The sequence below is a fragment of the Streptomyces avidinii genome, from assembly GCF_045161815.1.
Classification (GTDB): domain Bacteria; phylum Actinomycetota; class Actinomycetes; order Streptomycetales; family Streptomycetaceae; genus Streptomyces; species Streptomyces avidinii.
The window spans coordinates 1486830-1510424 of record NZ_CP108863.1; the positions used below are offsets into that span (position 1 = coordinate 1486830).

27 protein-coding genes are annotated in these 23595 nt (G+C 72.0%); 12 read left to right on the forward strand and 15 right to left on the reverse strand.

The genetic code is table 11. The features are described 5' to 3' along the window. Positions 1 to 6 precede the first annotated feature (6 nt). Complete coding sequence (locus OG373_RS06760) at positions 7 to 207, reverse strand: hypothetical protein (protein ID WP_405436667.1); 201 nt, start codon at positions 205 to 207, stop codon at positions 7 to 9. A 100-nt stretch (positions 208 to 307) separates the two neighbouring features. Here OG373_RS06760 and OG373_RS06765 point away from each other — a divergent pair, with 100 nt between their 5' ends. The 3 genes from OG373_RS06765 to OG373_RS06775 all read left to right on the forward strand — a co-directional run bounded on the left by OG373_RS06765 (position 308) and on the right by OG373_RS06775 (position 4214). Further along, positions 308 to 1153, forward strand: a complete 846-nt coding sequence (locus tag OG373_RS06765; protein WP_405436669.1) for a helix-turn-helix domain-containing protein — start codon at positions 308 to 310, stop codon at positions 1151 to 1153. A gap of 14 nt (positions 1154 to 1167) precedes the next feature. After that, on the forward strand, positions 1168 to 1725 hold the full coding sequence (cyaB, locus tag OG373_RS06770) for a class IV adenylate cyclase (protein ID WP_405436670.1): 558 nt from the start codon (positions 1168 to 1170) through the stop codon (positions 1723 to 1725). A gap of 155 nt (positions 1726 to 1880) precedes the next feature. Continuing rightward, positions 1881 to 4214 carry a hypothetical protein gene (locus OG373_RS06775; RefSeq protein ID WP_405436672.1) on the forward strand — a complete coding sequence of 778 codons (2334 nt, stop codon included), beginning with the start codon at positions 1881 to 1883 and terminating at the stop codon, positions 4212 to 4214. A gap of 352 nt (positions 4215 to 4566) precedes the next feature. On the opposite strand, the gene OG373_RS06780 is transcribed toward OG373_RS06775, so the two are convergent. The 9 genes from OG373_RS06780 to OG373_RS06820 form a co-directional block, all read right to left on the reverse strand. Further along, positions 4567 to 4938, reverse strand: coding sequence for a hypothetical protein (locus OG373_RS06780; protein ID WP_405436674.1), 372 nt, complete (start codon positions 4936 to 4938; stop codon positions 4567 to 4569). Then, on the reverse strand, positions 4935 to 5420 hold the full coding sequence (locus tag OG373_RS06785; protein ID WP_405436675.1) for a hypothetical protein: 486 nt from the start codon (positions 5418 to 5420) through the stop codon (positions 4935 to 4937). Before OG373_RS06785 ends, OG373_RS06780 begins: the two co-directional genes overlap by 4 nt. After that, positions 5417 to 5698 (reverse strand): hypothetical protein, encoded by a 282-nt coding sequence (locus OG373_RS06790; RefSeq protein ID WP_405436677.1) that lies wholly within the window; start codon positions 5696 to 5698, stop codon positions 5417 to 5419. Before OG373_RS06790 ends, OG373_RS06785 begins: the two co-directional genes overlap by 4 nt. Then, positions 5695 to 5904 (reverse strand): hypothetical protein, encoded by a 210-nt coding sequence (locus OG373_RS06795; protein WP_405436678.1) that lies wholly within the window; start codon positions 5902 to 5904, stop codon positions 5695 to 5697. Before OG373_RS06795 ends, OG373_RS06790 begins: the two co-directional genes overlap by 4 nt. Further along, positions 5901 to 6149: a hypothetical protein gene (locus OG373_RS06800; RefSeq protein WP_405436680.1), complete on the reverse strand. Its 249-nt coding sequence runs from the start codon at positions 6147 to 6149 to the stop codon at positions 5901 to 5903. Before OG373_RS06800 ends, OG373_RS06795 begins: the two co-directional genes overlap by 4 nt. A gap of 152 nt (positions 6150 to 6301) precedes the next feature. Beyond that, positions 6302 to 8368: a bifunctional DNA primase/polymerase gene (locus OG373_RS06805; RefSeq protein ID WP_405436681.1), complete on the reverse strand. Its 2067-nt coding sequence runs from the start codon at positions 8366 to 8368 to the stop codon at positions 6302 to 6304. Next, complete coding sequence (locus OG373_RS06810; protein ID WP_405436683.1) at positions 8365 to 8700, reverse strand: hypothetical protein; 336 nt, start codon at positions 8698 to 8700, stop codon at positions 8365 to 8367. Before OG373_RS06810 ends, OG373_RS06805 begins: the two co-directional genes overlap by 4 nt. Then, positions 8697 to 8909, reverse strand: coding sequence for a helix-turn-helix domain-containing protein (locus OG373_RS06815; protein ID WP_405436685.1), 213 nt, complete (start codon positions 8907 to 8909; stop codon positions 8697 to 8699). Before OG373_RS06815 ends, OG373_RS06810 begins: the two co-directional genes overlap by 4 nt. Further along, positions 8906 to 9106 carry a helix-turn-helix transcriptional regulator gene (locus OG373_RS06820; protein WP_405436687.1) on the reverse strand — a complete coding sequence of 67 codons (201 nt, stop codon included), beginning with the start codon at positions 9104 to 9106 and terminating at the stop codon, positions 8906 to 8908. The genes OG373_RS06815 and OG373_RS06820 overlap by 4 nt, the downstream gene beginning before the upstream one ends. A gap of 26 nt (positions 9107 to 9132) precedes the next feature. On the opposite strand from OG373_RS06820, the gene OG373_RS06825 reads away from it, so the two are divergent. Together OG373_RS06825 and xerC are read left to right on the forward strand one after the other, a co-directional pair. Beyond that, the gene (locus tag OG373_RS06825; protein WP_405436689.1) at positions 9133 to 9753 is read left to right on the forward strand and encodes a helix-turn-helix domain-containing protein; all 621 of its coding nucleotides are present in this window, start codon (positions 9133 to 9135) and stop codon (positions 9751 to 9753) included. Beyond that, complete coding sequence (gene xerC, locus OG373_RS06830) at positions 9746 to 10942, forward strand: tyrosine recombinase XerC (RefSeq protein ID WP_405436691.1); 1197 nt, start codon at positions 9746 to 9748, stop codon at positions 10940 to 10942. Before OG373_RS06825 ends, xerC begins: the two co-directional genes overlap by 8 nt. A 131-nt stretch (positions 10943 to 11073) precedes the next feature. Here xerC and OG373_RS06835 read toward each other — a convergent pair whose 3' ends face one another. From OG373_RS06835 to OG373_RS06850, 4 genes are all read right to left on the reverse strand, one after another. Next, positions 11074 to 11481 carry a thioredoxin family protein gene (locus OG373_RS06835; protein ID WP_405436693.1) on the reverse strand — a complete coding sequence of 136 codons (408 nt, stop codon included), beginning with the start codon at positions 11479 to 11481 and terminating at the stop codon, positions 11074 to 11076. An 81-nt stretch (positions 11482 to 11562) separates the two neighbouring features. Continuing rightward, entirely contained in the window at positions 11563 to 13002 is a 1440-nt protein-coding gene (locus OG373_RS06840; protein WP_398672699.1) for an aldehyde dehydrogenase family protein, read from the reverse strand. 173 nt (positions 13003 to 13175) lie between these two features. Further along, a complete protein-coding gene (locus tag OG373_RS06845; RefSeq protein WP_405436695.1) occupies positions 13176 to 14375 on the reverse strand; it encodes a thiolase family protein in 1200 nt (399 codons plus the stop codon). 228 nt (positions 14376 to 14603) lie between these two features. Continuing rightward, on the reverse strand, positions 14604 to 15521 hold the full coding sequence (locus OG373_RS06850) for a LacI family DNA-binding transcriptional regulator (RefSeq protein WP_397737312.1): 918 nt from the start codon (positions 15519 to 15521) through the stop codon (positions 14604 to 14606). Between OG373_RS06850 and OG373_RS06855 the strand changes: the two genes are divergently transcribed. From OG373_RS06855 to OG373_RS06885, 7 genes are all read left to right on the forward strand, one after another. Beyond that, positions 15511 to 15705, forward strand: a complete 195-nt coding sequence (locus tag OG373_RS06855; protein ID WP_405436697.1) for a hypothetical protein — start codon at positions 15511 to 15513, stop codon at positions 15703 to 15705. The genes OG373_RS06850 and OG373_RS06855 overlap by 11 nt on opposite strands. Before the next feature lie 308 nt (positions 15706 to 16013). After that, positions 16014 to 17306 carry an MFS transporter gene (locus tag OG373_RS06860; RefSeq protein ID WP_405436699.1) on the forward strand — a complete coding sequence of 431 codons (1293 nt, stop codon included), beginning with the start codon at positions 16014 to 16016 and terminating at the stop codon, positions 17304 to 17306. A gap of 106 nt (positions 17307 to 17412) precedes the next feature. Then, positions 17413 to 18108, forward strand: a complete 696-nt coding sequence (locus tag OG373_RS06865; protein WP_405436700.1) for an alpha/beta fold hydrolase — start codon at positions 17413 to 17415, stop codon at positions 18106 to 18108. Positions 18109 to 18169: 61 nt separating this feature from the next. Beyond that, complete coding sequence (locus OG373_RS06870; protein WP_405436701.1) at positions 18170 to 19576, forward strand: amidase; 1407 nt, start codon at positions 18170 to 18172, stop codon at positions 19574 to 19576. Positions 19577 to 19707: 131 nt separating this feature from the next. Next, complete coding sequence (locus OG373_RS06875) at positions 19708 to 20370, forward strand: O-methyltransferase (RefSeq protein WP_405436703.1); 663 nt, start codon at positions 19708 to 19710, stop codon at positions 20368 to 20370. A 64-nt stretch (positions 20371 to 20434) separates the two neighbouring features. After that, positions 20435 to 20899: a type II toxin-antitoxin system PemK/MazF family toxin gene (locus OG373_RS06880; RefSeq protein ID WP_397737324.1), complete on the forward strand. Its 465-nt coding sequence runs from the start codon at positions 20435 to 20437 to the stop codon at positions 20897 to 20899. Between the two features lie 162 nt (positions 20900 to 21061). Beyond that, positions 21062 to 22648 (forward strand): immunity 49 family protein, encoded by a 1587-nt coding sequence (locus tag OG373_RS06885; RefSeq protein WP_405436705.1) that lies wholly within the window; start codon positions 21062 to 21064, stop codon positions 22646 to 22648. Positions 22649 to 22675: 27 nt separating this feature from the next. Here the strand turns inward: OG373_RS06885 and OG373_RS06890 are convergent, their stop codons facing one another. Then, on the reverse strand, positions 22676 to 23509 hold the full coding sequence (locus OG373_RS06890; protein ID WP_405436707.1) for a TIGR02452 family protein: 834 nt from the start codon (positions 23507 to 23509) through the stop codon (positions 22676 to 22678). Positions 23510 to 23595 lie beyond the last annotated feature (86 nt).

Genomic DNA, 23595 nt, shown 5'->3' on the forward strand with positions numbered 1-23595 from the left:
GGGCTGTCATGAGAGGGCCTGCGGCGGGAGGGCGGCGAACCGCCACCGCGGCAGCAGACCACGCTGCTCACGGCACGGGGCGCACGCGTACAGCACCACGGGCGGCCCGCACGTACGGCCAGCGAACTGGACGGGGCGGGCAGTCTCGGACGATCCCACGTGGTAGTGGCACCAGTTGACGGGGCTTGCGGCGGCTTGCTCGGTCATGCCGTCAGGATCTTGTGACGCGGCGCACACGCTCGATACCCGGACGGTAATCTCACCGTGGGATGACTTCCCGTCTCGTACGGATGAGCAGGGGCCGGCCGTGACCACACCGCTCGTACCAACGACCCTCCCGGACTGGGCATGGGAGCGTGCCGACGTACGCCAGGCCCTCCGCGCCCGGGACGTGGGCGCCGTGTTCCGGCACGTGCAGCAGTACAGCGGCGCCAGTCAGGCCCGCATCGCGGCCGCCGTCGGCATGACGCAGGCCCGCGTCAACGAGATCATCAACCGGCGGCGAGAGGTGTCCCGCCTCGACGTGTACGAGCGGATCGCCGACGGGCTGAACATGCCGGACGACGCCCGGCACTTACTCGGCCTGGCGGCCAGCCGTGAGAAGCGCTCCGGCGGGGCTGCGTTCGACCTGGCCGCGTTCCCCGAGGTGGTGCGCGTCTACTCGGCGCAGGCATCCGCCCGGGAGGAGATCCAGCAGCAGGCCCGGGCGGCGAAGGAGCTGGACATCCTCGCCGTCCGCGGCCTCGGACTGATCGGCCTCAACGACTCGATGCTCCGCGCCCACCTCGGCCGGCCCGATGGCGGGCTCCGGGTGCGCGTGCTGCTCCTGGACCCGGAGTCGCCCGCCCTCGCGCAACGGGCGGCGGAGATCGGTGAGTCGGCCGAGTCCCTGGCCAGCGGCGTGCGGCTGGCCGAGGCCCGGCTCCGGGAACTGTCGGGGATCTGCGACATCGAGGTGTACCGCTACGGCATGCTGCCCACGTGGCGGCTGATCCGGACCGACTCCACCCTGTTCGTCGGGGCGTTCGACGCGGGATGGGAGGGGCACGAGTCGGCTACGTACAAGGTGATGGAGACGCCGCACGGCCCGCTGTACCGGGGTTTCCGGCGCATGTTCGAGGCGGTCATCGACGGGGCTGAGCGCACGGTCTGAGAAGGGATGAGCAGATGATCGAGGCAGAGCTGAAGGCACGCGTTCACGCGCCCGAGGAGACGCTCCGGCAGCTGGACGCACGCGCCGGCGGCCGGGCCGAGGTGTACCGGGACACCTACTACGACACCCCGGACGGGGCGTTGGAGGCCCGCGACGAGGAGCTGCGGGTACGGACCGTGCACGGCGCCGAGGAGACCCGCACCGTGCTGACGTACAAGGGCGCCAGGGTGGACGAGGAGTCCGGATCGAAGCCGGAGCACGAGACCCGCGTCGAGGACGCCGAGGCCGTGCACGCCATGCTCCGCGGCCTCGGCTACGTCCCGGCCATCGCGTTCGAGAAGCGGTGCAGGAACTACGACTTCGAGGCCCGGGGCCGGCAGATGCTCGCCACGCTCGTGCGGGTGCCCGAGGTCGACGGGACGTTCCTGGAGCTGGAGACGATCGCCGAGGAGAAGGACCTGGCGGCCGCGCTGGACGATGTGCGGGCCGTCCTCGCCGAGCTGGGCATCGACAAGGGCGACTTGACCCGGGAGCTGTACACGGACGCCGTACGGGCTCACCGAGCAAGCTAGGCCGATCCAGCGTCATACAGAAGGGCCCTCGCAGGCGACTTGCGAGGGCCCTTTCTGCTGCCTGGAGGCATATCCCAGCGTACTGAATCGAACTATTCTTATGGAAGGGCCACGAATAGTTCTATGCAGTAGGGGCGACAGCGATGGCAGAGCGTATGGCGTTCATCCTCGACGGCCGGGACAACCTCAGCACTGTGTTCCGCCGCATCGGCGAGAACGCGGAGGATTTCCACCGGCGGATCAATGAGTCGGTCGACGAGTCCGGCGGCGAGCTGCGGGCGTTCACCCGCGGCGCCGGCGGCCAGCTGCAGGAGCTCGGCCGCACCATGGACCAAGCCGGCCGGTCGGCGACCGGGCTGGGCGACGACACCGACTCGGCAACGGACGGGATCCGTTCCCTCGGCACCTCGGCACGCGACACCAACACCCAGCTCGAACGCCTCACGCGCGACTCGGGCGGCCGTCTCCGCGGGCTGGGCGGCCGGTTCGTCTCCGCGCGCGAGGCGTCCGACCGGTTCGGGATCAGCGTGGGCTCCCTAGTCCCCAGCATCTCCCGCCTGGCCAGCGCCTCCGGCGAAGCCTCGGCCGAACTCGGCACGAAGGGCGGCGGCCTGAGCGGCGGCCTGACAGCGGTGGCTGCGATCGCCGGGCTGTCCGTGCTCCCGGCGATCGGCGCCCTGGTCCCCATGCTCGCCGGCATGGGCGTCGCCGCGCTCACCATGAAGCTCGGCTTCTCCGGCATCGGCGCCGCCATGGAGGCCGCGGGCAAGGGCAAGAAGGAGTACGCCGCTGCCCTCAAGGAGCTGACACCGGAAGCGCAAACGTTCACCAAGGAACTCGTCTCCACGAAAAAGGAATTCTCCGGCCTCTCGGACAAAATCCAGGCGGCCATGCTGCCCGGATTTACCCAGGCCTTGAAGGAGTCCAGCCCGATCATCAAGATTGTCGGGGACTCGGCAACCGAGATGGGCCGCGGGTTCGGGAATGCCGCGGCCGGTGTCGGCCGCCTCATGAAGGACTCCGGATTCCAGAAGGATTTCTCCACCACCCTTCGCCTGGGGCGGGTGTTCGTTGACGACTTGACGCATGGGCTCGGCGGCCTGACTCGCGGGTTCCTCGAATTCGGTGCGGCAAGCGAGCCGACACTCCGCTCTCTCTCCAGCGGAATCGGCAACCTACTCGGCCAGGGTCTGCCCGGGATGTTCGACGGGCTGGAGCGCGGCGTCGAGGGGAGCTCGAAGTTCTTCGACGGCCTGTTCGGATCGATCAACGAAGCCTTGCCGGCGCTCGGCCGTTTCGCGGGCGAGGTGGCCCGCACCTTCGGCCCCGCGCTCGGCGAGCAGCTGACCTTGACGGGGCACATCGTCAGCCGGGCGCTCGACATGATCGGGTACGGGGTGCGCCTGCTGAAGCCCGTCCTGGACGACCTGACGTACGGCCTCAAGGCGGTGTGGCTCCTGGCGCAGCCCTTCGCCACCGCGTTCAAGGAGGCAGGCAAGGCCATCGTGGGGGCCCTGTCACCCGCCGGTGACAGTGTCGAGAAGGTCCGCGGGCCGCTGCAGCGGCTGCACGCCACCATCCAGGAGAACAAGCTGGGGTTGATGGAGTTCGCCCGTATCGGCGGGAACTTTATGATCACCCTGGCTGAGGGTGTCATCCGATACCTGCCGGATGCGGTCGGCGCCTTCCGACTGCTGGCGATGGGCGCGTTGAGTTCCCTCGATGTCATCGTCTCCGGCCTCGCCATGACCATCGGAAAGATTCCCGGATTCGGCGACAAGTTCCGCCAGGCGAACACCGAATTCGACAAATTCCGAGACGGCTTCATCAACGGCCTCGAAACGGCAAAGGGCAAAACACAGGACTTCGCGAACGCGACCCTCCCCCGCCTGAGTCAGAACAAGCTGCAGATGAACATCTCCGCATGGGAATCGCAGATCAAGGTGGCCAAGGGGCAGCTGGAGTCGGTGCCCCCGGAAGGGAAGTCCAGGCTCACCGCGCACATCGCCGACCTGGAGCGGAAGGCAGCGCAGGCCCGAGCCGAGCTCGCAGCCATCCGCGACAGGGCGGTCACGGTCTCGCTCACCTACGTCACTCGCGGGTCTATGAACAACACCACGATGCGCCATGAGGGGCTCACCAAGGCCGCAGGCGGCATCATCCGCGGCCCCGGCACGTCCACCTCGGACAGCATCCCCGCCATGCTCTCCAACGGCGAGTACGTGCTGCGGGCCGCTGCGGTGGCCCGGCTCGGGCAGGGGACCCTCGACGCGCTCAACGAGGGCAGGGCGCTCCCGGCGGCGGAGGCGGGTGGCGGGTCCGCGGCGGCCGCTGCTCGGGCCGCGGTGAGGGCGGCTGTGCCCGCGCAGCAGGTCGTGAACATCACCATCGAGGGCGCCATCGATCCGGTGGCCACGGCCCAGCAGATCCAGCGGCTCCTCCTCAAGGTCAAGAGGGCCTACGGCGGACCCGATCTCGGGTTTGCCTGACACAGAGTGACCGTCACGGAGCGTCGCTATTTACCGAGTTCGAGGTTCCCGGTGATTAGCGGCTTTCAAATCGGCCGCGCAAAAAACAGGGCGAGAAGGGCGTTTGGGTCGCCCGGCGGTCCGGATTCCTCGCGTGGCATGGTGCCACCCCCTTGGGCCTGACCTGCTCGTTCAGCGTGACGGCTGGCGTGATCGCGAGCGTGATTCGCGTGCGCAGCAGCTCGCACGGTCGTGGGTGAGGTGTGGCGCGGGCCCCGGGTGATCCTGGCCAGCGTCGCGCTGCCCGGGCATGGCTGTGCCGGGCACACTGTGTAGTCGTGTGCCCGGCACGGGCCTGCGCGTGCGGTCGGGTCTATACGAACTGGATGTGACGCTCGCGCTGGATGCGGTCGGCGAGGAGGAGGATCGCCCGGCGGCGCTGGGTGAGGATGCTCCGCGCGGCACGGTTGGCGTCCCACAGCCGGTCGAGACCATGCTCCCGTTCGAGGTCCCGGAGGTCGCTGCACCCGTAGTCGAGGTAGGGCACGGTGCCCTGCTCGCGGTTGAAGAGGTCGCCGGCCGCGATCACGGCCGCCTCCTGCCAAGGCTCAGCGAGGCCGCGGTACAGGGTCCGACCGCTCCGGGCGCCGATGACGACCTCGGTGACGGTGAGGCCGAAGTGCCGTGCCACGACGGCGTGCGCGGCCTCGTGCTCGGCCAGCACGCGGGAGACTCCGCCCGTCATGCCGCATCGTCCGGCGGGGTGAGCGCGTCGCGCATGCTGGCGCGACTGTGGTCATGCAGGCGCTGCTGGGCGGCGAGTTCCCGCTCGGCGCGGCGCCGACGGGCCCGGTGCTCAAGGCGGGCCCGCTCCTGGTCCTCGCCCTGAACGGTGAAGACGAGGCCGGCGGCCAGCAGCTCCTGTCGCCTCGTGGGCGGTTCCGGATCCCGCCGCGGCCGCAGCGGCAGCGGCATGGAGCGATCGAGGAGCCGCAGGCGTGCTTGCTGCCGGGCTTCCATGGCTTCTTCGGACCAGTAGTTGGGGTCGTTTCGGTCGGTCATGTTCCTGCTCCTGTCCTGTGCCGCGGCGACCGCGGCGGGTGCGTTGCGCATGAGCCGGGCGAGGTCTCGGTACGCCCTGCGGCGGGCCCGCTTGCCCTTGGCGCGCTGGCTCGGCCACGTGTTGTAGACGGCCCACTGGGGCCGGTGGAGCGGCTGTACGGTCATGCCTCCTCCTGGTGCGGGCTGATCTCGTCGTGCTCTGCCAGGGCGAGCGCGCGCTCCTGCCAGAGGTCTTGGGGGGTGCGCTGCCGGAGGTTGGCGACCTCGACGAGCAGCTGCAGCGCGATCGCGCCGAGGGTGGTGATCGCGTCGACGGGGGCGTCCTCGGCGAGGTCGATGGCCGCCTGCCCAGTGAGGAAGAGGGTGGCCTCGGGCGTGGGCCTCGTGGACGCGCTCTCCAGGGCGAGGGTCAGGTAGACGACGACGTCGTCGACGGCCGTCACGGCAGCCGCCCTTCGCCGGGGCGGCCCGTCCTGAGCTGCTGGTGCCGTCGGGCGGCTGCCTGCCGGCACCGGTGGAGCCGCGGGAACGGATCGTCGGGGAGGCTCGCCACCGTCCCTGCGGTGGTGCAGGGGGTGTTGGGCTTGGCCTTGCATGTGGCGCACCCGTGGGCGATCGCGAGGGCGTACAGGGAGGCGACGACGGTCACGGGGTCTCCTTGCCGGGGCGGAAGGTGTCGGGGATGCCCGCGGCGCGGACGAGGTCGGGAAACACCGGCAGGACTCCTGCCAGGACCGGGCATCCGTCGTTGTGCTCGACGGCCGCGGTGAGCTCGCCGCCGGTGGTTGCGAGGTATGCGACTTCGCCGTTGCAGTGGCCGCAGCGGTAGTTGCTGACCATGCGGGCGATCAGGTCGCGGGCGCCCGCGGCAAACGTGGTGCGAACGATGGTCATGGGTCCTCCGGTTCGGGGTCTCACGTCTCCCCCCCCTGTAGGGGGGGTGGGATTCGTGAGGGGTGGGCGTGTGAGCTACGTGAGGGCCTGCGTGAGGCTGTGAACTGGGAATCTCCCTTCGGCGTGAGGGTGCGTGAGGGGTGCGTGAGGGGTCACGCAAAATCGGGGGCGTGAGCCGGTGCGTGAGGGTCTGCGCGACCCAGGTAGTACCGTGCGGGCTCGCCGGGCGTCGACGAGTCGACTCGGGTCAGGAGTCCAGAGCGGGCCAGCTTGTCGAGCCTCCGGCGGGCCTTCTCGCGCTGCGCAGGGGAGGCCTTCTTCGTCTCGAACAGCGCCTCGGCCGCCGCCATGGCGGTGACCCCGTGGACGCCGCCGCGGCGTGCCATGTCGAGGAGGTCTGCTGCGTGCTGGACGTCGGTGGTGCCTGCCTCGTGGTCGTGTACGAGGTGGAACGGGCCGACCTCGTCCATCGGCTGCTTGAGATGGCGGAAGGAGACGAGGGGGTCGCCCGCCTCGCCCCACAGCAGGATCACGGATCCGGCGCCCGAGGTGATCCAGGTCGATCCGTATACGTCGGCCATGGTGTTCGGGGCGGCGCCGTTGGGGCCGCGCTTGATGACGTGGTGGTTCTCCAGCACCTGCACGCCCTCGGCCAACGCCTTCTGCCGGGCCCGGTTGTAGCCGGCGCCGACGGCGTCGTCGGACAGCCCGATCGCGGCATCCTTGATGCTGTCGATGATCACGGTGTCGGCCTTGGCCTTCTCGCACATCGCGGCGAGGATCTCGGGCCGCTTGGCCAGGTCGAACGGCGGCGGCCCTTCCCAGACGACGAGGTGTTCGTTCAGGTATGCGGGGTCGTCGCGGCCGAAGATGCGCGCTCCTGCCCTGCGGGTCTGCGACGGCCTGTCCATGGCCAGCAGCAGCACGGTGCGGCCGGGCGCCACAGGGAAGCCGAGGACGGTCTCTTGCAGGCCGAGGCGTGCCCGCACGAGCTGGTGCGCGAGAGTCGTCTTGCCGACCCCTTGCGGTGCGGCGATGAGCAGGGCCTCGCCCTCGGCCCACAGCACGTCGCCGCCCGCGCCCCAGACGGCCGGCGGGGTGGCCGGGACGTCGTGGAAGAACGCGCCGCCGCGCTTGAACGAGGTGACCGCGGCGGCCGGGGGTTCCTCGGCCAGCTCCGGCTCCGGCTCCCTCAAGGTGAAGACGGTCACCGCCTGCTCGTGTTGCGGTGTCGACTCCTGCTGGGGGATGAGCAGGCCGGTGAAGTCGTTGCGGGTGTCCGCGCGGGCCACCGGGGGCCAGGGCTGCCGGGGCTGCGCCATGCCAGCGCGGAGCCCTGAGTCGATGGTGGCCCGGGCGCGGCCCTCGGGGTGGTTGCCCGCGCGGGCCGCGGCGAGGAGGTCGGCACGGGCCTCGCCCTCGGTGAGCGCGCCGGCGCCGACGAGGGTGCCGAGGCTGAACGCAGCCGTGTTGATCGCGTTGTTCTGCTCGCCGTCCGCCGCGCGGGTGATCGCGTCGCACTCCGCCTGCACGACCCTGCGGGTGTACGCGTCGTGCCGGTCGGCCGGGATGACGATGTCCGTCGCGGGCCCGGCCGGGGCGGAGGCGCGCGCCTGCAGCGCTTCGAGGAGCCACGCGGGCGCGGCGACGGGCGCCTGTTCGGGGTTCTCCAGGGTGTAGACGACGCCGGTCGCGTGGACGGATCCGGGGCCGATGACGTACGCGTTGCCCGCGCGTACGTCCCCGTCGAACTGGCCCTTGAGGGCGCCGAGTCCGTTGCCGAGCCGCGCCCCGGGCGGCGCCCAGTAGTAGTCGTGGTGGCCCTTCGCGGTGTGCACCCGCATGGTGGGGGTGTGCTCGTGGCCGAGGGCCTTCGCGGTGTCCTCGATAGCGTCGGGGCGGTCGCTGTCCATGACGAGCAGCTGCTCGCCGTTCGGGCCGCGGCTGCCTCCGACGTAGATGCCGACGTTGCGGGGTCCCCCGGCGAACAGCCGGCGCACCTGGTCCTCGTCGCGACACGTCGTCTTGGTGAACGGCTCGGCCGGGTGCTTGCCCCGGTCGGTGCAGGTGTTCGCGTCGTGTCCGTAGCCGATGCCTGCGCACCGCTTGGTGCCCGGGTGGTCCGCTGCGAACACCGCGAACTTCCGCTGCGCGAGCCAGAGCGCGCCCGCGAGCGGCGTCTCAGCTGCGGTCTGCGGGTCGATCGCGTGCGTGGTCAACGTGCGGTCTCCGTCTTCTCTGCCGCGACGTCCTCGGCCAGGGCCAGGACGTCGGTGGCCCAGCGGCGTGCGCTTGCGCGGATGGCCGGGGCGGACGGCTGTTCTTCGAGGTCGGCCCGGATCGAGCCGAGGGTGAGTGCTCGGCGTGCGCGCTCGGCGCGGGCCCGTACGAGGAGGGGCTCGGTGTACGGGCAGGCGGGCCAGGCGCCGGGGCGGAGCCGCTGCGTCACGGGGGTCGGCTGCGCTACGGTGGTCGCGGTTGACCCGCTGCCCGCGGAGCCCTCCGGAGACCCCCCAGTGTGCCGCTGGGGGGTCTCCGCGTTTGTCGTCATGCGTTCGACTCCTCTCCGGACAGGAGTCGAACGAGGTCAGCGGTGATGACGACGTAACGGCGGCCGAATGACAGTGTCTTGACGGGGGCTTCGCCCCGCTTGATCAGTTCGTAGAGCTGGGACTTGCTGCATCCGAGGGCCGGGGCGGCCTGTACGACGCTCACGGTTGCCGGCCACTGCCGGATCTCCGCAAGGGTCGGGGCGCTCATGCCGCGTTCCGTGACGGCGTGAGCTGGGCAAGGTAGGCGTCCACGTCCTCACGTCGGTAGCGGACGGGCGCCTGAGGGGAGCTGGACAACTTCGAGTACCGGGGGCCAATGCCCTGGCTCCGCCAGTTGGCCAGCGTGCCGACGTGCACGCCGAGTTCCTGGGCCAGCTCCCGGGGCTTGAGAAGTTCGATCTTCACCACAAACTCCTGTCGAGATTTTCTCGATGAGGACTTGCATCATCGCGTTAATCAGCGTGATGATGTGGAGCGTAGCCGCGAAGATGCGGTGCCGCAAGATCCTGACACACGTCGCGATAATCGCGACTGCTAGCGTCAGGATCATGACGACAGGGCGGATTGAGTTGGGACCCACCGGACGAGCGGTTGCCGCGAACGTGAAGCGGCTTCGCACAGCACGTGGCTTGAGTCTCCGGGCGTTGTCCGATGCGCTCGGCCGCGCTGGCCGCAGCCTCAGCGCCGACGCGCTTAACAAGATCGAGAACGGCGCGAGCGATGAATCGAAGCAGATCAGGCGTACTGACGTTGACGACGTCATGGCGCTGGCAGTCGTCTTCGGAGTCTCTCCGTCCGCGCTCCTCCTCCCGCTGGACGACAGCCCGACAGGCACCGTCGAGATCACCGGCGTAGGCGAGTACCCCGCGGATGCAGCTTGGGACTGGGCCGACGGGAAGCGCCCAATGCAGCAGGAGGGGGACGACACCGACACGGATGCGCTCGAGTACCACCGGCTGTCGCGCCCGCCGCGGCGCCGCCGAGCAGAGCAGCTTGCCCACATCCGTGCCACCATGCGCGAGATCGAGGAGGCCGAGGCCGGCGATGGCTGAGATCAAGAAGGTCATTCTCGGCAACGGCAAGACCCGATACCGGTTCGTCATCGACGTCGGCACCGACGACAACGGCAAGCGCAAACAGCTCACCGTCACGAAAGACACCCTGACGGAGGCCAAGAACGAGCGCGCCCGGCTCCAGCACGAGCGGAGCACCGGCCAGTTGGTCATGCCGAGCAAGGTGACCGTCGCCGAGCTACTCGACCTGTACCTCGACAGCAAGGCCGGCGACCTCGAAGAGACCACGCTCGTCGGCTACCGCAACGCGCTCGTGCACGTACACACCTACCTCGGACACAAGCGGCTCCAGGAGCTGACCGAGGACGACGTCGAAGCGATGGTGGCCTGGCTCCTCGTCGCCGCACGCAGGCGCGGCGGCAAGCCGGGCACGGGCCTGCGAACCATCACCGCAAGCGGTGTCCTCGGGCGGCTGCGTGCGGCCCTCAACTACGCGATCCGCCGGCGCCTGGTGGCCCGGAACGTGGCCGAGCACATCACGATCCCGCGCAAGGCCCGCAAGACAGAGAAGCGGGACAGCCCGCGGGCCGCTCCGTGGAACGTCGTTGAGGTGAAGGAGTTCATCCTCGGCGTCCGCGATGACCGGCTGTTCGGGCCGCTGCTGCTCAGCCTCATGGGGCTGCGGCCGGCCGAGGTGTCCGGGCTCCGGTGGACTGACATCGACTTCGCGGCGGGGACGCTGAGCATCGCGAACACCCGGACGCTCATCGGGAACATCCGGGTGGTGGAGAAGGACACGAAGAGCGAGGCCGGGGAGCGCACGCTCCCACTGCCGGATCCGGTCCGGCTGGCCCTGCTGAACTTCAAGGTGCTGCAAGAGGCCGAGGCGGCCACAGCGGCCGAGGCATACACGAGCGGCGCGTACGTGTTCGTGGACCCGCTCGGTATGCCGATGAACGGCCGGCTCCTACGCGAGCACGCCTACGAGTTGATGGCCGAGCTGGACCTCCGCAAGGTCCGGCTGTACGACGCTCGGCACTCGTGCCTGACGTTCCTCGCGGTGAACGGGGTGCCGGACACGATCCTCGCCGCGTGGGCTGGCCACACGAACGCCAACTTCACCAAGCGTGTCTACGTCCACCCGACGGCGGCCGACATGCAGTCGGCCGTGGTCCACCTGAACGCACTGCTGGGGGTCGGAAGCGACGCCTCCGACCCCCCGGTGTGAGATTTTGTGAGACTTCCGCTGTCCAGCGGAGCTACAAACAGCGCCTGACCTGCGAAGCAGTCGGATCCGGTAGAACACCGCTTCAGTCATACGGACCAGTGTCTCCGCCGGCCCGCCCGCGCGGCGGACCCTCAGGCCTGCGGCGTGCCGGGTTCCTCCGTACCGGCGCCCCCGGCGCCCTTCTGCTCCGCGGCGATCTTGGCACGGACCTCGTCCATGTCGAGGTCACGGGCCTGCCGGATGAGGTCCGTCAGCGCCGCCTCCGGCAGTGCGCCGGGCTGCGCGAAGATGGCCACCTGGTCCCGGACGATCATCAGCGTCGGGATCGAGGTGATCTGGAAGGCCCCGGCCAGCTCCTGCTGCGCCTCGGTGTCCACCTTGGCGAAGACGAGGTCCGGGTGCGCCTCGGAAGCCCGCTCGTAGACCGGGGCGAACTGCAGGCACGGCCGGCACCAGCCCGCCCAGAAGTCGATCAGCACGAACGGGTTCTCGCTGACCGTCTGGTCGAAGTTTTCCTTGGTGAGCTCGACTGTAGCCACGGTTTCCAGACCTCCTGATTGAGCCGTCTGCTCCTTGAACGAACGACCTGTCCCGTGCATTCCGCCCCGAACGGGGGCTGCCTAGAACGGGTGCCCGGCAGGGGTACTGCGGGCCGTGGTCCAGCGCAGCTCGGTGAAGGCGTCCAGGTTCGCCTCGCCGCCGAAGCGGGCGCCGGTGCCGGAGGCACCGACTCCGCCGAACGGGGCGACGGCCTCGTCGTTGACCGTCTGGTCGTTGACGTGCGCTATCCCCGTCGGGATCCGCTCGGCCAGGTCGAGGCCGCGCGCCGCGTCCCGGGTCACGATCCCGAGGGAGAGGCCGTACGGGCCCGCCGAGGCCAGCGCCACCGCCTCCTCCTCGGTCGCGAAGGACCGTACGGGTGCCACGGGGCCGAAGACCTCCTCGGCGTACGCGGGGGTGTCGTCGGCGACGCCCGCCAGGACGGTCGGCCGGTAGAAGAGGTCCCGGTACGTGCCGCCGGCGACGAGCTTGGCGCCCCGCTCCGTACTGGCCTCCACCAGGGCGTGTACGCGCTCCAGCTGGGCGCGGTCGATCAGCGGGCCCAGGTGGACCTGCTCGCGGTACGGGTCCCCCACGGCGAGCTCCTCCGCCCGCGCGGCGAGCCGCTCGACGTACTCGTCGTAGAGCGAGGCGTGGACGAGGTGACGCCCGGCCGTCATGCAGATCTGGCCCTGGTGGAAGAAGGAGCCCCAGGAGGCCTGGGCCACGGCGGACTCGATGTCGGCGTCGCGGAGCACGACGAGGGCGGAGTTGCCACCCAACTCCAGGTGCACACGCTTGAGGTGACGACCCGCCAGCTCTCCGACGGACCGGCCGGCGGCGGTGGATCCGGTGAAGGACACCACCCGCACCCGCGGGTCGGCGACCACGGCGGCGCCCGTCCCGGCACCGCCGGGCAGGACCTGCAGCAGCCCGCACGGCAGTCCGGCCGCGGCGAGGACCGCGGCGAGGGCGAGGCCACCGCAGACGGCGGTGCGCCGGTCCGGCTTGAGCAGCACCGCGTTGCCGAGGGCCAGCGCGGGCGCGACCGAGCGGATGGACAGGATCAGGGGGGCGTTGAAGGGGGCCACGACCCCGACCACCCCGGCCGGCACCCGGCGGGTGAAGGACAGCCGGGGCGCTTCGCTCGGCAGCACCTGCCCGGTGGGGCGGGAGGCCAGCGCGGCGGCCTCGTAGCACTCCTGGGCGGCGACGTGCAGCTCGAAGTCGGCCTTGCCGGGGATCGAGCCGGACTCGCGGACCAGCCATTCCCGCAGCTCGTCGGCGTGGGCGGTGAACAGGTCCCCGGCGCGGCGCAGCACGGCCGCCCGCTCCGGGTGGGTGGCGCGCGCCCAGTCCCGCTGCGCCGCGCGGGCCCGTACGGCGGCCTCCGCGACGTCGGCGGGCGCGGCGAGGTCGATGGTGGCGAGGGTGCGGCCGGTGGCGGGTTCGACGACCGGGGCGGCGCCGCCGGTGAGGGTGGGTCCGTCCTGCCAGAGCGTCGGGTCGAGGAGCGGCATGGCGCGGGGCCTCCGGGTGGGGATGGGCGAGTCGCGGGGGGCGGCAGCACGCGCCATCGTGCCAGACCGGAGGCTCCACTTCTGTTCAGTTATTGGGCAGTTGAGAACTGCCGCTGACTGGAAACGATCGACGCCCAGGTGGGGCGGGGGTCACGGCGGGGGCACGGCGGGCGTCAGCGCTCCAGGACGAGCGCGATGCCCTGCCCGACCCCGATGCACAGCGCCGCCATACCGGTACCGGAACCCGCCGCCGCCAGCTGGTGCGCGACCGAGCCGGCCAGCCGGGCGCCGGAGGCACCGAGCGGATGGCCGATGGCGATGGCACCACCGCGCGGGTTGACCACGGCCGGGTCGAGCTCGGGCCAGGCCGCGAGACATCCCAACGCCTGCGCCGCGAAGGCCTCGTTGAGCTCGAAGGCGGCGAGATCGGCGAGCCCGCGGCCGGACTTGGCGAGCGCCCGCTGCACGGCGTCCACCGGTCCGAGGCCGAAGAGCTGGGGCTCGATCCCGGTCACGGCCGAGGCGCTGATCCGGGCGAGCGGCTCCCGGCCGGTGGCCGCCAGGCCCTCCTCGTCGGTCAACAGCAGCGCGGCGGCCCCGTCGTTGAGCGGGGAGGCGTTGCCGGCCGTGACCGTGCCGGTGCCGTCCGAGCGGAAGGCCGGCTTGAGCCGGGCCAGCGCCTCGGGCGTGGAAGCCTCCCGGATGCACTCGTCGCGCAGCAGGTCCACGCCGGTGTACGGGACGACCTCGTTGTCGTAGAGCCCGGCGGACCAGGCGGCCGCCGCCTTGCGGTGGCTCTCCAGGGCGAAGGCGTCCTGCGCCTCCCGGGTGATGCCGTGCTTGTCCGCGACGAGTTCGGCGCCCTCGCCGAGCGAGCCGGTCCACTCCCCGGGCATCCGCGGGTTGGTCATCCGCCAGCCCAGGGTGGTGGACCACATCTGCTGGTGCCCGGCCGGGAAGGCCCGCTCCGGCTTCTGTACGACCCAGGGGGCGCGGCTCATCGACTCGACCCCGCCCGCGATGGCCACGGAGGCGTCGCCCAGCGCGATGGCGCGGGCGGCCTGGATCACGGCTTCGAGACCGGACCCGCACAGCCGGTTGACGGTGACCCCGGGGACGCTCACGGGCAGCCCCGCCAGCAGTACCGCCATGCGGGCCACGTCCCGGTTGTCCTCGCCCGCGCCGTTGGCATCGCCGAAGACGACATCGTCGATGCGGGCCGGATCGAGGTCGGGAGTACGGTCCACGAGCGCGCGCACGACGTGCGCGGCCAGGTCGTCCGGACGGACCCCGGCGAGGGCGCCGCCGAACTTGCCGATCGGGGTGCGGACGGCGTCGACGACGTAGACGTCGCGGACGGTGCGGATGCTCATGGGGGCTCTCCTGGGCGGATCCGTACGGGCGGCGGCGCGGCGGTGCCGGTGTGGGCACCGGGGCACGCCGCCGGGCACGCCCGGTGGGGCGCGCCCGAAGTCTCCGTCCGCAGGTCACCGCCTGTCAACGGCCCCCCGGTGCGGCCCGGGGCCGACCGGCTCCCGACCTGCACGGCCCGGACTGCGCGGACGGCCCGCACGGCCCGCACGGCCCGCAGGGGGGCACCGTCAGGTCGACTCCCGGGGAATGGCGGCGGCCGCCATCAGGTCGTGCCGCTCGGTGACCTCCGACGGCTCGCGCACCGCGTGGTCCACCAGTGAGGCCAGATGGGCGCCGGTCGGCATCTCCAGTCGTACCGTGCTCAGCCGCGGCCGCAGCAGCCGCCCGATGAGGAGGTCGTCGGCGCCGATGACGGCCACGTCCTCGGGAACGCGGAGCCCCTCGTCCTGGAGGGCCCGCATCAACAGCATCGCGTACTCGTCGTTGTACGCGAAGGCGGCGTCCAGCCCGAGCCCGCGCCAGCGGGCCGCGAGGGCCGCGGCGGACTCCTCGGAGTAGGCCATCGGGAGGGCCGAGACCTCGGCGCCCTCGACCGACCGGGCGCCCGTCAGCCGGGGGACGGAGAACAGCTCCAGGCCCTCCTCCTCCGGGACGACCACACCGATCCGCCCGCGTCCGCGCTCGACGAGGTGGGCGGCGGCCCGGACTCCGACCTCCTGCTGGTCCATGACCAGCGCGTGCGCCCCGGGCACGCCGACCGGTCCCATGGTGATCACCGCGCGGGCGCCGGCCCGCTTGAGGGTGGCGACGTTGCGCGCGGAGAGGGAGATCTCGCCGAGGGAGATGACGGCCACCGGGCGCAGCTCCGCCCAGGCCCGCACGGCTTCGTCGCCGCTGAGTCCGAGGCTCCCGTACTGCACCACGGTGTAGTCGAGGCGGCGCAGCGCCCACTGGAGCTCGTTGAGGAAGGTGCTGTACAGCGGCCCGATCGGCACGTGGGAGGTGGGCAGCAGGACGATCCTGGTGTGTCCGGCGCGCAGGCTGCGGGCGGCCGCGTGCGGGACGTAGCCGAGTTCCTCGGCGGCCTCACGGACCTTGCGCCGGGTCGGCTCGCTGATGCGTACGGCTTCCGCGTTGTTCAGCACGTACGAGACCGTCGCGCGCGAGACGCCGGCGAGGCGGGCGACGTCGGCGCTCGTCGGAACGGGGGGCGGCGGGGTGGTCGACCCGGAGGCCGATCCCGAGGCGGATCCTGAGACCGATCCTGAGGCGGATCCGGCGGCCGGTCCGGAGGCCGGGGTCGGCGGCTTCGGCGATTTCGATGACTGAGACATTGCCGTGGCATCTTTCCAGACCGATTGCGCCCGAGGGCTAGCGGATGGCCGGAAACGAATGCTACACAGTGGTTACACGAGTCATTGACACGTGTAACCACGGCGTCACATCCCCCTTCGGCCGATGTGTCGATGCCGTGCCCCGCCGTGCCGCCGCCCTGTCGCGCTCCGTCGCACCCCCGCCGTCGTGACGGGGCGGCGCGCACCCCTCACCCCACCCCGCCCCGCCTCCGAGCCACCTCCACATCGCCTCCACCAGCCCGTACCTCCCCTCGTCCACCCTCATCCGCCCAGGAGGGCACCGTGGCCCTTTCCTCCCCCGACACCGGATCCGGTAGCGGCTCCGGCACCGGATCCGCCGCCACCACCGCCCACGCGTCCCCCGGGCCCGGCTCCGGTCCCGCCTCCGCGCGGCGCGGCCTGCTGCCCCTGCTCCTCGTCGGCAACAGCGCCATGTACGCGCTCTACATCGGCGTGGCCGGCGTCCTGCTCGCGCTCCAGGTCGAGGACATCGACCCGGCGAACAAGGTCGCGAACTTCGGCCTGATCGCGGGGGTCTCGGCGATCTTCGCCACGGTCTTCAACCCCGTCGCGGGCGCCCTGTCCGACCGCAGCGGACGGCGCAACCCCTGGATCCTCGGCGGCGGACTCGCCGCCGTACCGGCGATGTTCCTGCTCGGGCTCGCCGACACGATCCTGCTGATCACGATCGCCTGGTGCCTCGGACAGGCCGTCATGAACGTCTACCAGGCGGCCATCACCTCCGTGGTACCCGACCGGGTGCCCCTGGACGCCCGCGGCAAGGCCTCCGCGGCCGTGGGCCTCGGCCTGCCCTTCGGCTCCACCCTCGGCGCCCTGATCGGCGCGGCCTTCTCCGAGGACCACCGCACCGGGTACCTCGTCCTCGGCGCGCTGGTGGCGGGCGCGGCCGTCCTGTTCACCGCCTGCGGCCGCGAGGAGCGGCTCCCGGCCCGCGCCCCGATGCCCGTCAGGGCACAGCTCGCCGCCTTCACGAGCGCGCTGCGCGACCACGACTTCCGGTGGGCCTTCATCGGGCGGGCGCTACTGGTCCTCGGGTACTTCGCCGTGAGCGGCTACCAGCTCTACATCCTGCAGGACCACACCGTGCTGCCCGACGGCATGGAGCCGGAGGCCGCGGTGGCGGTGCTGATGCCGCTGACCAGCGTGGCGATGGTCGTCTCCACGGTGCTCGGCGGGTACCTGTCCGACCGGTTCGACCGCCGCAAGCTCTTCGTCGGCGCCTCCGCGCTGCTGTCGGCCGTCGCGCTCGCCATCCCCGCCGTGTCGACCAGCTGGACCGCGATGCTGTCCTTCGCCGCGGTCAACGGGGCGGCGTTCGGCTGCTACATGGCGGTGGACACGGCGCTGGTGACGATGGTGCTGCCCAAGGCCGAGGACGCCGCACGGGACATGGGCGTGCTCAACATCGCCAACGCCGGCCCGCAGATCATCGCACCCTTCATCGCCTCGGTGATCGTCTCGACCAGCGGCGGGTACACCGCGCTGTTCGTCGTGGCGGCCGTGCTGGCCGTGGCGGGGGCCCTGGCCGTGAAGCCGATCCGCAGCGTGCGCTGATCCGCACCGCACTTCCCTGGTCCGTACCTTCGACCGAAATTCGCCGTCAAGATCGGTCGAGATTCGTCGAGATTCGTCGAAATCCATCAAGAGAGGCAACACCATCGTGCAGCTGCACACCCAGACCTGGGGCGAGGGCGACCGCGTCGCCCTCCTGATCCACGGCATGATGGCCGACCACCGGACCTGGCGCCGGGTCGGCCCCGCCCTCGCCGACCACGGCTACCGAGTCATCGCCGTCGACCTGCGGGGCCACGGCGCCGGCGGCCGCGGCGAGTACAGCCCCGCGCTGTATGCGGACGACGTGGTCGAGACCCTCCCGGTCGGCGCCGAACTCGCCATCGGACACTCCCTCGGCGGCCTGACCCTGTCGCTCGCCGTGGACCGGCTGCGCCCGGCCCGGGCGGTGTTCTCCGACCCGGCGTGGCACCTGGCCGCTCCCGCCGAAGGCTTCGGTCCGGAACTGTTCGCGCAGTTCAAATCCGCGACCAGGGAGCAGATACGGACGATGAGCCCGCGCTGGGAGGAGGTGGACGTCGACATCGAACTGGAGACCCTGGCGGTCTGGGACGAGCAGACCGCACTGAGCCTCGCCCCGCTGGTCGGCACCGACCTGATGCCGGCCGCGCCGGTGGTCCCCTCGCTCGTGCAGCTCGCCGACCCGAGCACTCTGATCACCGAGGAGCGGGCCCGGCTGCTGGGGAGCCGTGGTTTCGAGGTGCGTACGGTCCCCGGGGCCGGACACACCATCCACCGGGACGACTTCGACGGGTTCATGGCCTCCCTGGAGGGTTGGCTCTAGAACTGCGCGACCACTCCCCACTACGGTCTTCCTACCGATCGGTAATGGGGAGTGGTTCGCGATGTCGGATACAGCGGTCCCGACGGCCTACGGCCTGGTGGACATGGTCGGTGCGCTCGCCGAAGGGACGCTCTCGTCCCGGCAGTTGACCGAGGAGACACTGCGCCGGATCGCCGCGTCCCAGCCTGAGCTCAACGCCTTCCGGAGCGTGCGCGCCGACGCCGCGCTCGCCGAGGCGGACGCGGCGGACCGGCGGCTGGCCGCGGGCGAGCGGCTGCCGCTGCTGGGGGTGCCGCTGGCGGTCAAGGACGACATGGACGTGACCGGGGAGCCGACCGCCTTCGGCTGCGCGGGGGCCTTCGCCCCGAAGACCGCCGACAGCGAGGCGGTACGAAGGCTGCGCGCGGCCGGCGCGGTGATCGTCGGCAAGACCCAGACGCCGGAGTTGGGGCAGTGGCCCTTCACCGAGGGCGGGGCTTTCGGCGAGACCCGCAATCCGTGGAACCGGGCCTACACACCCGGCGGCTCCTCGGGCGGCTCGGCGGCTGCCGTGGCGGCGGGCCTGGTCCCGGCCGCCCTGGGCTCCGACGGGGCCGGATCGGTCCGGATCCCCGCGGCCTGGACCCATCTGGTGGGGGTGAAACCCCAGCGCGGCCGTATATCCACCTGGCCGGAGCCGGAGTCCTTCCACGGACTCACGGTCAACGGCGTCCTGGCCCGCACCGTGGCCGACGCGGCGCTCCTGCTGGACGCGGCGAGCGGCCCGCACCCCGAGGACCTGCACCGCCCGGCGGCTATCCGCGCCGTGGAGGCGGCCCGCCGCACGCCCCGCCGGCTGCGGATCGCCCTCTCCTTCGGCATGGCCTTCACGGCGACGCCCAAGTCCCTTGATCCGGAGGTCCGTACGGCGGTGGAGCGACTGGCCGCGCGACTGGAGTCGCTGGGCCACGAGGTGATCCCGGAGGACCCCCGCTACGGCCCGATCGGGCTGACCTTCGTACCCCGCGCGACCAGTGGCGTACGGGACTGGGTGGCGCGGGTGCCCGATCCCGCGCTGCTGGATCCGCGCACGCACGAGGCCGTACGGACCGCCCGTGTCCTGGGCGGGCTCGGGCTGCGCGTCTCCCGCCGGGCGGAGACGGCGCTGCGGCGGCGGGTCGGCGAGATCTTCGACCGCTTCGACGTGGTGCTGACCCCGACGACGGCCACGCCGCCGCTGCGGATCGGCGCGCTGGCCGGGCTGGGAGCCCTGGCCACGGACCGGGCGATGATCGCCGCCTGCCCGTACGCCTGGACCTGGAACGTCCTCGGCTGGCCCGGGGTGAACATCCCGGCGGGGCTCACGGACGACGGACTGCCGATGGGAGCCCAACTGCTGGGCCCTGCCCACTCGGAGCCGCTGCTGCTGGGGCTGGCGGCACAGGTGGAGGCGGTGGAGGACTGGGCCGCGCTGCGGCCGGGCCGGTAGGAGCGACAGGGCGGTAGGAGCGACAGGGGCCGGTGGCGGCATCCTCACTTCAACGCACTGTTGAAACCCCTCCCCCTCCTGGTAAGTTCCGAGTGGGAACTCACGAACGCCCCCACCGGAAAGAGCGACCCATGCTTCAGCAGACGTGGACGGCTGTCGACGACTACTTCGACGGCCTCCTGGTCGAGGAGGACGAGGCCCTGGTCGCCGCGACCGCCGATGCCGAGGCCGCCGGCCTGCCCGCCCACCAAGTGGCCCCCAACCAGGGCAAGCTGCTGAACCTCCTCGCCCGCATCCGCGGCGCCCGCCGCATCCTGGAGATCGGCACGCTGGGCGGCTACAGCACCATCTGGCTGGCCCGCGCGCTCCCGGCCGACGGCCGGCTGGTGACGCTGGAGGTCGACGAGCGGTGCGCCGACGTCGCGGCCGCGAACATCACCCGGGCCGGGCTGGACACCGTCGTCGAGATCCGCCGCGGACGCGCCGTCGACCTGCTGCCCGGCCTCGCCGGCGAAGCGCCGTTCGACCTCGTCTTCATCGATGCCGACAAGCCGTCCAACCCCGTGTACCTGCGGTGGGCGATCGAGCTGACCCGGCCCGGCAGCGTCATCATCGGCGACAACGTCGTCCGCGACGGCGCCGTGGTCGACGCGGACAGTTCCGACCCGCGCGTCCAGGGCGTCCGCCGGTTCACGGAACTCATCGCCGAGCACCCCCGGTTGACGGCCACCGCCCTGCAGACCGTCGGCGGCAAGGGCTACGACGGCCTCGTCCTGGCCCTGGTCACCGACTGACCCGCGGCACGGGCGGGCCCCCGCCTCCTCCACCGCAGGCCCCGCAAGCAGTAGCCTCACCCGGATGACGGCACTTTCCCACCACAGCAACGGCCGGACCGAGCAGCCCGGGCAGGGCGGCGACACCGCGACCACGGAGGCCGACCCGCGCGCCATCGGCCGGGTCCGGACCGAGTACGCCCCGGACCCCGACGGCGATCCCGACCCCGGCGAGATCGTCTGGACCTGGGTCCCCTTCGAGGAGAACGACGGCCGCGGCAAGGACCGCCCCGTCCTGGTCGTGGCCCGGGAGGCCGGCGGACGCACCCTGCTGGCCGTACAGCTGTCGAGCAAGCGGCACGACCACGACCGCGAGTGGGTGCCGATCGGTACGGGCCCCTGGGACAGCGCCGGGCGCGAGTCCTGGGTGGACGTGGACCGGGTGCTGCGGGTGCACGAGTCGGGGATGCGCCGCGAGGCCTGCGCGCTGGACCGCGGCCGCTTCGGCCTGGTGGTGAACCGCCTGCGCGAGCGCTACGGCTGGCAGTGAGATCCCCGGGCCCGGTCGGTGGGCCGGGTCACGCCTGCCCGCCCGCCACCGACCGGGGCCCCGACAGCGCCCGGCCCGCCCTGCTCTGCCCCGGAGCGTCCGGGAGCGGCCCGGCGATCTTCTAGGGTGAGGCCCGTAGTACGGACACAGGGAGTAGCGGGCATGCGAATAGAACGACACAGGGTGAGCGAGGCCGCCCTGGCGGCGGTGCGCGCGGACTTCGCGAACCGGATGATCTCGGACGTGTACTCCAGGTCCAGGGCCGGCCTGATCGACGCCTACGACTGGTGGCAGATCACGCTGGGGTTCCTCGACGGTCTCGGCGCGCTCTCGGCGGCGCCCCGCGGCCTCGACACCCCGGAGGCGAAGGCCATCCTGAGCGACGCGGCCGAAGCGGCCGCCGGCGCCGTGTCGTTCGCCGCCTACTACCCGAAGGTGTCGTTCCACGTTTTCCTCACCTACGTCGACTACGGACGCGACTACGACTCCGGATCGGAGGGCGCCCCGCAGCCGGTCAGCGCAGCCCGCTGGATCGACGCGTTCTGTGTGGCGATCCTCGCCGACAAGGCCGAACGGCACGGCGAGGCCTTCCACTTCGCCCGTCTGGCACCCCAGCGGGCCGGCGGGCCCGGCCTCCCGTCGGTGGAGCTGATCAACGGTCTGCTGGCGTATGTCAGCGGGGATCTGGGGGTCGAGGGCCAGACGTTCCCGCCGTCCCCGCAGGAGAAGCTCGCCGCGCTGGACGCCGCACTGGCCCGGGTCGCCGGGCGACGGGCCGGAGCCCGGGCCGCAGCCCATGAACCCGAGGCTGCCGGTACGGCCGATTCGGCCGACCCCGCCACCGGCGCGCTCCGCGCACTGCGTGCGTTGGCCGCCCGGGACCGGGAGGAGTTCGGCGCCGAGCTGGCCGCGCTGCTGCTCCCTTACTCCCACCTCGAGGACCCCCGGGCCGAGCCGCGCACCCTGCTGCCGCTGCTGCCGCTGGCGCTGGCCGCGCTCGGATACCGTCGCGAGGGCTGGCAGCCGCCCGTCGACTCCGACTACCTGCCGCAGGCGCTGGTCACCGGTTTCCAGGCCCCTCCGCCGCGCGTGGGACCGTACGGGCGCGAGCGGCGCGCGGACGCCGTCGCGGCGCTGGCCGCGGGTCCCCTGGTCGTCGGGCGCCCCGAGCTGCCGCGGTGCACGGCGGCCGCCGACGCCCTGGTGCGCGAGCTGCACGGGGCCACGCGCGCGGGGGGCGCGGCCGGGGGCCCTACCCACCGGGACGGTCCGCTCGACCCGGGATCGTGGGCCGCGGCCCTGAACCGCGCGCTGATCACCGGCAGCCGCGCCGACCTGGCCCCGCTCGTCCTCGGCGGCCCCACCGCCCGGCAGGAGGACCGTTCCGCGTACGCCTCCTACCGGCGGGCCCTGCACGACTACCTGCGGGGCGAGGATCCGGAGCCCGCCACCGACCGGGCCGTCGCCGACATCGCGCGGACCCGCGAGTGGGGCTTCCTGCCGGCGCCCGCCGTGGCCTTCTCCCAGCTGGTGGAGGGCGACGAGCAGAGCTTCAACCTGGCCCTGGCCGATGCCCTGGAAGCCCACCGCGACCACTACTCGGTGTCCGACCGGGCGGTCGGGGCCCACGCCGCGGTCAACCTCGACATCCTGGCCCTGGCCTGCCACGCCCGCCGCCGCGGCTGGCGGATCCGCGTTTCGTCGCCCTACCTCCCGGAGAGCCTGCTGGGGGCGGCGCAACCGTTCTGAGCGCCGCGGACCCCGCGCGCCCGGGCCTCAGGCCGCAAAGGCCCGGGCGAAGGCCTCGCGGGTGGCGGGGGCGGGGTCGAGGATGCCGAACACGACCCGCTCGAAGACCCCGGCGAACCGGGCCGCCAGGAGCCCCCGGAAGGCCTCGGCCACCTGCTCCGGGTCGTTCCGGAACACCCCGCAGCCCCAGGCGCCCAGCACCAGCCGCCGGTAACCGTGCACGGCCGCGACCTCCAGTACGAGCTCCGCGCGCCGGGCCAGCGCCCCCGGGATCTCGGCGACCCGCTCCGGTTCCTGCCGCCGGATCGTGCCCGCGTTCGGCGCCGGAGAGGTGAGGAACCCGACCCGGAAGGGGGCCTCCAGCAGCCCGCCCCGGTCGTCGCGGAAGACGGGGACCCCGGGCGAGTGAATCACCCGGTCGGTGTAGAAGGTGCTGCGCTCCGCGCGGTGGACCTCGTAGTACTCCGGGGCTTCGAGCAGGGTCTCGTACAGCGCCGACGCTCGGCACAGCGCTTCCTCCTGGGCCTTGGCCCCGCGGACGTAACCTCCCCCCGGATTACGGGCCGAGGCGAAGTTCAGGACCGCCACGGAAGCGGGATCCGGCTGGGCCGGGGTGGCGGTCGCGAGCCTGCGGGCGGCGACCGTACTGCTCTCTCCCGTGACCTCGACGACCGTCGCACGGCCGCCGGAAACGGCTTGCCCACCTGGAATGACCCGGTTTGGTCCATATATTCTGGTTCCGGCCTTGGCTTCCGCCAGGGCGGCGGCCAGCTCTACGTGCCGTCCCGACCGCGTCCGGTACCCCCCGGCCGCAAGGATCTGCGCGTTCTCCCGCGCGATTTCGCGCAATCTGCTGCTCACGCCGTCATGCTCCACCGTTCGATTCCCGGCGGCAAAGGAATTTGTGCCGCGAGGAGGGGTAGGCACGGGTGATGTCACGGCCGACG

Coding starts and splice junctions, on each gene's coding strand:
- OG373_RS06760 (WP_405436667.1), bottom strand. CDS start 207: ATGACCGAGCAAGCCGCCGCAAGCCCCGTCAACTGGTGCCACTACCAC.
- cyaB (WP_405436670.1), top strand. CDS start 1,168: ATGATCGAGGCAGAGCTGAAGGCACGCGTTCACGCGCCCGAGGAGACG.
- OG373_RS06775 (WP_405436672.1), top strand. CDS start 1,881: ATGGCGTTCATCCTCGACGGCCGGGACAACCTCAGCACTGTGTTCCGC.
- OG373_RS06780 (WP_405436674.1), bottom strand. CDS start 4,938: ATGACGGGCGGAGTCTCCCGCGTGCTGGCCGAGCACGAGGCCGCGCAC.
- OG373_RS06785 (WP_405436675.1), bottom strand. CDS start 5,420: ATGACCGTACAGCCGCTCCACCGGCCCCAGTGGGCCGTCTACAACACG.
- OG373_RS06800 (WP_405436680.1), bottom strand. CDS start 6,149: ATGACCATCGTTCGCACCACGTTTGCCGCGGGCGCCCGCGACCTGATC.
- OG373_RS06810 (WP_405436683.1), bottom strand. CDS start 8,700: ATGACGACAAACGCGGAGACCCCCCAGCGGCACACTGGGGGGTCTCCG.
- OG373_RS06815 (WP_405436685.1), bottom strand. CDS start 8,909: ATGAGCGCCCCGACCCTTGCGGAGATCCGGCAGTGGCCGGCAACCGTG.
- OG373_RS06825 (WP_405436689.1), top strand. CDS start 9,133: ATGAGGACTTGCATCATCGCGTTAATCAGCGTGATGATGTGGAGCGTA.
- xerC (WP_405436691.1), top strand. CDS start 9,746: ATGGCTGAGATCAAGAAGGTCATTCTCGGCAACGGCAAGACCCGATAC.
- OG373_RS06840 (WP_398672699.1), bottom strand. CDS start 13,002: ATGCCGCTCCTCGACCCGACGCTCTGGCAGGACGGACCCACCCTCACC.
- OG373_RS06845 (WP_405436695.1), bottom strand. CDS start 14,375: ATGAGCATCCGCACCGTCCGCGACGTCTACGTCGTCGACGCCGTCCGC.
- OG373_RS06870 (WP_405436701.1), top strand. CDS start 18,170: ATGTCGGATACAGCGGTCCCGACGGCCTACGGCCTGGTGGACATGGTC.
- OG373_RS06875 (WP_405436703.1), top strand. CDS start 19,708: ATGCTTCAGCAGACGTGGACGGCTGTCGACGACTACTTCGACGGCCTC.
- OG373_RS06880 (WP_397737324.1), top strand. CDS start 20,435: ATGACGGCACTTTCCCACCACAGCAACGGCCGGACCGAGCAGCCCGGG.
- OG373_RS06885 (WP_405436705.1), top strand. CDS start 21,062: ATGCGAATAGAACGACACAGGGTGAGCGAGGCCGCCCTGGCGGCGGTG.